At 47.3% G+C, this 6,536-nt stretch carries 3 protein-coding genes; all 3 read right to left on the reverse strand.

Annotation, left to right across the window (positions count from 1 at the left end; translation table 11 throughout):
• Positions 1–218: 218 nt before the first annotated feature.
• Entirely contained in the window at positions 219–767 is a 549-nt protein-coding gene (locus QUA38_RS26505; RefSeq protein WP_333167168.1) for an inorganic pyrophosphatase, read from the reverse strand.
• Positions 768–1,220: 453 nt separating this feature from the next.
• Positions 1,221–4,400: a GAF domain-containing protein gene (locus tag QUA38_RS26510; protein WP_333167170.1), complete on the reverse strand. Its 3,180-nt coding sequence runs from the start codon at positions 4,398–4,400 to the stop codon at positions 1,221–1,223.
• Positions 4,401–5,000: 600 nt separating this feature from the next.
• Positions 5,001–6,536 (reverse strand): DNA repair protein RecN (gene recN / locus QUA38_RS26515; protein WP_333167172.1); only part of this gene is annotated, 1,536 nt, incomplete at its 5' end.

Raw genomic sequence — 6,536 nt, forward strand, 5'->3', positions numbered from 1 at the left:
CACTGATAGCGATCGGCTAATATTTCTTTTGACAAATCGCCGATGTTTTCTCCGCTCATGTTCTCTTGCCCTAGAACTGGTTAAACCTAGTGTAGTTGACAAAAGTGCAATAATCGGAAATGTTCGGGCTACGGCAAAAAAAAATTTCTGTCAAAGAGCAACTGCCTTTAACAGCCAGCGTTCTCGCACAATAAAGACGCCCCTGAGTTAAGCTTGAATTAATTTTGGATTTGCTTGTAAATTGACTGCACTACGTCGAGCAGGCTCAAGACTTGCTGCCATTCGGGAGCATCAGGATTGTAGCTTTTGGCGCGCTGAGTTTTCAAACTGTGGTGCAAGAGGGAAAGCAGCGCCTCTGGAGACTGTAAAGAATTGTCATCTTCATCTGCTGGGGTTTGGGCTGCATTTTCTTCGATATCTTCTTTAATTTTTTGTGCTCGATCAGCGAGGGCTAAAGATCTGCCTGCAAGGTTTTCCGGCATTTTGGGCTGTTCGGACAAAGACGCGCTGGTTAGTTCTACCAATAGTTGGCAGACTCGATCGACCCATTCGTGATCGTTTACTGAAAAGGAACCTGATTTGAACACTTGCCCGTCAGGTCTTTGCTGAATACTTTGTACCTTCTGGATCAGAGGGATAGCCTTAACAGTGATGTTTTCCGGGATTCTGGGGATATCTGACAGGGAGCTCCGAGCAATCTCCAGCAATAGTTGGTAAACCTGATCTACCCACTCAACATCTCCCGATTGCGAATTCCAATTATTCATAACTGACGCTAGTGGTTTTCTATATCTAAGACTAGAACATTGACTATCTGCGAAGGAAGCTCTTTTTAGGAGCCGCTAACGCTATTAAGACTTACGCGGGCGGGGTGAGAAACCCGGTTTTTGAGCGGATATTTCGTCGCCTTTCTCTAAGATTTTCCTCAGAAACCGGGTAACGCTGCTGCCACTCCTAACTATTTTTAAGCGCTTCAAATAATAGAAGTGCTAAGTTTGTTGCGGTAGGTAGTGCGAAGGAAACACTTAGGGCGAAACCCCGCCATCTCGCTTGCAAATTCAAATCCGGTTATATAACCATAATACCTGTTGGAGCTTATTTACGATTACTTCAATAGGATATTTAGGTTAATTGATGGTGAGATGGGAGGCACACCCCCGATCGCGATCGCCCCCACCCGGAACCCTGACACCAGCGCCAGTATTTGCTGTGGGCCACTGCTATTTTTCTGTGAGATTCCACACACCATCCCAGTTGAGTACATCTGAAAACCCATGCTGAAATAACATACAGCGATCGACGTGCAATTTAGCTGCCTTGTTTTTCGGGTCAACTTCCAGAACCGCGTTAAATTCGGTTTCAGCGTCTTTAAAGGCTTGCTTGGCTTTTGGTTCTAGGGCTTTCTTAAACTCGTTCAGCAGTTTTTTCACCCGATCGAGTCCCAGGTTTTCAAATTCCTCATCTAACATTTCTGCAACTGTCTCGCAGGCTCGACTTTTAATTTTCACCTGCAATACCTGCCTGATCTCGGCAGGTTTCAGCCGCTTGATTTGGGGATTTGATGGTTCTAAAATGTCTGCTTCCAACAGCTTTTTGACTTCGCCTTCTTGCAAGTATTTAATATCATCTGCTGATAGGGGCTTGATTTTTGCTTGCAGCAGCATTTTGGCTTCGTCTTCCGAGAGGTTTTTGATGCCTTCCAATTTCAGCAGTTGGATTTCTGGCTGCAACAGTACGATGAGTTTGTCTGCTTCGGACAGGTTTTTCGGGTCGTACTCTGACAGCTTTTTCAGTTGATATAACAGGTTCTTGAGTTCGTGTTCCAACTGTTGCTCTACATTGTAGGACAGTTTCTTAATCTCTGCCTCTGGCATTTCGGCGACATCCTTTAAGATGTTTTTTACCTCACTTTCTGAGAGTCTTTGGCTAACTGGAGTTTTGTAATGTTCGCGCCCCCTGGTGTAATGTTCTATCATTTGTTGCTGTGTTTCGGTTAGTGACTTGCCCACTGGTGAGTATCCCTCGCGGATGCCGACGAGTTCGTAAACGATTACCGGTTCGCTTTTGCCTTTGACAGTAATAAAGTCGAGTTCTCGCACGTACAGTCGATCGGCATAATCTCTGTAAGTATTGTCGCTGATGATCAAGTCGGTGCCGTACTGCTTGCTAGCGCCTTCTAAGCGAGAGGCGAGGTTTACGCCATCTCCGATCGAAGTCAATTCCATACGTTTGCTACTACCGATGTTGCCGCTGACAACTTCATCAGAATGCACGCCCATACCGATGCCGATCGGCAATTCCCCATGTGCCATACGCTCTCGATTAAACTCAGCCAGTTTTTCCCGCATTTTCACTGCCGTTTGCATGGCGCACCAAGCATGATCCTCTAGGGGCGCTGGAGAGCCAAAAACTGCCATCAGAGCGTCACCGATGTATTTGTCGAGAGTCCCTCCGTACTCGAATACGACATCTACCATCACTTCAAAATATTTGTTGAGCATCACTACCACTTCTTCGGCTTGCAATTTTTCCGTAAGTGTGGTATAGCTGCGAATGTCTGAGAACAGCACCGAAACGTTTTTGCGCTTACCGCCCAATCCAGTATCGCCTGAAGCTAGCAAAGCTTCGGCTACTTCTGGAGTCATGTAACGGTACATCAAGTTTTTGATTTGCTTGGCGCTGCTAATATCTTCCATGACGACTAACGCGCCGTTGACCTTGTTGGGGTCGGTAGCGTCAGTCATTGAATTAATCGAGAGATTGATACTCTGCCCTTCTCCTTCCAAGGATAGTAAAACTTGATCGGGGTAATACTGCTGGCGGTCCTTATCATCTTCGGGAGACAAAGACGCATCAAACCATTTGGCAAAATCGCCTTTTTCTAACTTAATTAACTCGCGCAAAGATTGACCTTCGGCTAATTCAGCCTCGCTAACACCCAGTAATTTTTTGGCACTAGGATTGGTCGCTACTATATTGCCTTTTTTATCTGTAGAAATCACGCCGTTAGTCAGGGCGTGCAGCATATCTTTTTGTCTTTGTTCTTGCTGTTTGACTTCAGCAAACAGTTTGGCGTTTTGTAGGGCGACTCCTGCTTGGATGTTAAACACCTTCATAAATTCCATGTCGTTGCGATTGAAACTCGCTTTCCACTGATCGGGGGCGTGCGGCCAATCTTCCCGGTTGTAGGGGGGGTATTCTCCTTGTTGTCGTTTTTTATTAACTAATTGAGTGACGCCAATCAATTTTTGGTCTGAGTTAAACACTGGCATACAAAGCATACTGCAAGTGCGGTAGCCAGTTTGTTTGTCTATTTTTTTTGCATTTTCGGCGCGGGGGTCGTCGTATACATCAAAGGGAATCAACAGCGGTTCGCCGGATTGGGCGACGATGCCTGCAAAACCTGCTGTTCTGGGCATACGAATTTCTTGAAGTTGACCTGTTGTAATCAGGATTTTCGTCCAGAGTTCGTCTTTATCTTCATCGATCAGCCACAGGGTGCTGCGATCGGCGTTCATCAGTTCTTGGGCCTGATCCATCACGCTTTTTAGGGTATCTTCTAAGTCTAGACTGCTCTTAGAAAGGGCTGTGACGGCATTGATCAGCGCTGTGGCGGCCCGTTGTTTTTGACTTGCTGCGTAGAATGATTTAGAAGACTCTAGAATTAGGCGAATCGACGGGGCAAATTCTCGAAAAACTTGTTCGTCTTCTTGAGTAAATCCTGCCTTGTCAATCTGTTCCTCTAAAATACCGTAATGTTCGTGGTTGGGCTTGAGTTTATTTATCAGTTGAACGACTGCTACTAACTCTCCTGTTTCTTCGTTGATCAGGGGCATCGCCAGCATTGTATAAGTGCGATACCCTGTTTCTTTGTCAGTTTTTTTTGCGTTAGTAGAGCGAGGGTCGTTATAAAAATCATAAGGAATGTTCACCACTTTTTTTTCCGTGGCTACTTCTCCCGCAATTCCCACATGGGCAGGAAAGCGGAGCTCTAGACTTTTGCCATTTTCGTCTTTAGCGACGATCGCCCATAGTTCATTCTTTTCTTCGTCTAATAAAAATATCGTGCTGCGAGCGGCATTCAGCAATTCCCCTGTTTTGAGGGTAATCGACTGCAACATTTCGTTAAGGATGGCATCGAATCCCTGGCGGTCAAGGATATTGTCGAGCATGCCCAGGGTTTGATTGACAACCTTAAGTTTCTCTTCTACTTCCTTAACTACTACTGTGAAACTTTGCTTATTTAGGGGTGCCAGAACACTGGCGAAGCTTGGTTGGCTTTTGGCAAGTTGACTACTGTTAGACGAATAGTGAGAAGGCTGTTCGTGATAAATTTTACCTACAACAGGGCCCTCTCTCTCGTTTTCCACTTCTGACACATTGGGAGATGCAGATTTCATAGACCTTTACAGAATCTTAAGCGTAAGGGTTTGTCTCTAAGCTAGGATAGCGGGCAAGTTCATTAGTTAGTCACTTGTCGCACAAAACTCAAGTATGTGTGAAAGTATTTCCCAGTTTACAGAACTCCGGCGACAGGGGAAGGTAAATTCAGTTTGCATGGCTTGCTGGTGAACTGTGGGTGCGACGATAACGCTGCTGTGGTATTGGTGCACTCTTTTTAGAGAATGCGAATCTTGTTTAAATGGTTTATTAACGGATTTTGACATTGTGCGTGCTTGGTTTAAGTAGGTTCTACCGATCTAAGATCCGATCGCCCGCAGAAGAATGCGTACTGGCGGGAAGACTGCTGAAAGAGGGGTGGCCTTGTGGGACTAGCCGCAATTGTGACACTACCAGTTGCTAGTGATGTGTGCCCTTCTCTACACAATTGTGGTTTTTAACTCGAATTTCTCTCTATTTTGCTGCTCTTAGCTTTCATCCCACTAAATTCACGGGGTTTTTAGCTTTTTTTTGTAAAATTTGCGGTTGATATTTTTAGTGTAACCTCCGACTCTGAAAAAACTCCGCCTTTTGGCCCCCCGATCGGCTTGAGGGTGTGATCAGGGTTGGGCCGACTGAGTTTGGCGCAATCCGGCGGCTTCGACAAGGAGGGATTCGGCGAAGGCGATTGCTTCTGTTGCTGAGCGGCCACTGGCGAGTTGGGCGAGTTCTTCCCGCCGCTGCTCACTGTTGAGGGCGGCAACTCTGACTACTGTACGTTCGACAGGTTCGGAGTTGGCTGCGGGTTCCTCGATACTTGGTTCTGCTTCGATCGTTTGTTTGTTGACGCGAAAATGAAAATCAGCCATCGCGGCGATCAGCGGCTGGTGGGTGACACATAGAACTTGGTGTTTGTCCGAGAGTTGGTAGAGTTTTTTGGCGATCGCCCCGGCGACTCTCCCGGAGACTCCGGCGTCGATTTCGTCAAAAATCAGCGTACCGGCACTTTCTATTTGGGAAAAACAGGCTTTGATGGCGAGTAGAAAGCGGCTCATTTCTCCCCCAGAGGCGATCGCGCCCAGGGGTTGCAAAGGTTCGCCCGGATTCGGGCTGAAACAAAAGGCGATTTGGTCGGCACCGGTAGCGGTTGGGGTACAAGGCGAGATCTCGACTTGAAATTGCACTTTTTCCATTGCTAATGGTTTAAGTTCTCCTACGAGGTGCGTTTCTAGTTTGAGGGCGGCTTCGCGTCGCAGGGTGGTGAGGTGGCTGCAAGCGTCTTTTAATTGCTCTAAAGCGTTCTGATATGCGAGTTCTAAGGCTTCCATTGACTCGCCTCCTTCTAAAAGTTCATTTAGTTCGTTTTGAATGCTTTGGTAGTAGGCGATCGCTTCTTTGAGCGGCCCGTATTTGCGACAAATTTGTTTGAGTTCGCGAATCCGATCTTCTACTTCTTCGAGTCTTTCGGGATCTGCTTCTAATTGTTCGCCGTAGCTGCTAATTTGCCGGCTGGCTTCTGTGGCTTGAGCTAAAGCATCGCTCACCATTTCTAGGATTGGTTGCAACTGCACATCGTAAACCGCCATGTCGCTTAAAATTACTTCGGCTTTGCTCAACAAGTCGGCGGCTGATGCGCTGTCGCCGTCGTTTTGGTAAAGGGCTTGGTGGACTTGGTAACTCTGCTGCTGCAATTCGACGACGTGGCCCAGCCGGATTGATTCGTGTTCTAGCTGTTCAAGTTCGTCGGCGTCTTCGATGTGGGCTTCACCGAGTTCTCGGACTTGGTATTCGAGCAAATCCAGTCTTTGCAGTCGCTGCTGTTCCGACTGACGCCTGCGTTTGAGGGCTGTTTTGGCGCTGTTGGCTCCCAGCCACGCGGAAGCGATGATCGATCGCGCTTCAGCGAGCTTTTTGCCACCGTATAAATCGAGCCATTCTCGCTGGAGGGTTTCTTGTCCGAGGTGGACGGTTTGGCCTTGGGCAGTAATTTCGACCAGTCGATCGCGCAGTTGATCCATTAACTGGCGGTTGACGAGAATTCCGTTCAAGCGGGATCTGGTGCGTAGAGCACCGCTCGATGCGTTAATTTCCCGGCTGCAAACGGCTAAATTTCCGTCTATGGGTTCGATTTCTTGCTCGCCCAGCCACAAAGCTGC

It is taken from the genome of Microcoleus sp. Pol12B4 (genome assembly GCF_036701385.1).
Classification (GTDB): Bacteria; Cyanobacteriota; Cyanobacteriia; order Cyanobacteriales; family Microcoleaceae; genus Microcoleus.

Coding starts and splice junctions, on each gene's coding strand:
- QUA38_RS26510 (WP_333167170.1), bottom strand. CDS start 4,400: ATGAAATCTGCATCTCCCAATGTGTCAGAAGTGGAAAACGAGAGAGAG.
- QUA38_RS26505 (WP_333167168.1), bottom strand. CDS start 767: ATGAATAATTGGAATTCGCAATCGGGAGATGTTGAGTGGGTAGATCAG.